The following is a 541-nucleotide window of genomic DNA, read 5'->3' as shown; positions in this document are numbered from 1 at the left end:
ATTGCTTGTGAAGTGCTGAATAAATGGCGCACGCAAGATGAAGTGTTTGAGTTAAGTGACGAACAGGCTCAGTTACTCAAGCCGCCTCATGGGAATGTTATCGTACCTTATAATCCTGATCCCAATACAGATGCTGAATCTGCTCCTGTTCAGGTAATGCCAAAGAAGGATCGTAACGATGGCAGACTCAACCGGAGTTAATGCCTTCACCGGTCAGAAATTATCTGATTGGGCGCATGTCGAGCAATCCATTAACATTATCCTGACCACCCCTATTGGTAGCCGTGTCATGCGGCGCGATTTTGGCTCTAACTTGCCTGATCTGGTTGATCGGAAACTCACTCCTCGTGGAGTTCTCGCGGTTTATTCAGCTGCGGCGCTCGCAATCGATAAATATGAACCACGGTTTCAACTGACTAAAGCATCCATTACCGCCGTAAACCATACCGGTCATATTGGTTTGTCTTTATTTGGAACCTATTACCCTCGTGGGCACCTTGGGGATTATTCAATCGCCGAGGATAAAACGACACGTATAGTT

1 protein-coding gene and 1 pseudogene are annotated in these 541 nt (G+C 46.6%); both read left to right on the top strand.

The features are described from left to right. Positions 1-201, top strand: a pseudogene (locus HBA93_RS18155) (hypothetical protein); the annotation flags it as partial. Beyond that, positions 179-541, top strand: a 363-nt coding sequence (locus HBA93_RS18150) for a GPW/gp25 family protein (protein WP_221724230.1), incomplete at its 3' end; no start/stop codon positions are given. The pseudogene HBA93_RS18155 and the gene HBA93_RS18150, both read left to right, overlap by 23 nt.

Source organism: Ochrobactrum sp. SFR4, assembly GCF_019730395.1.
Classification (GTDB): domain Bacteria; phylum Pseudomonadota; class Alphaproteobacteria; order Rhizobiales; family Rhizobiaceae; genus Pseudochrobactrum.
This window is presented reverse-complemented; position numbering and strand designations above follow the sequence as displayed.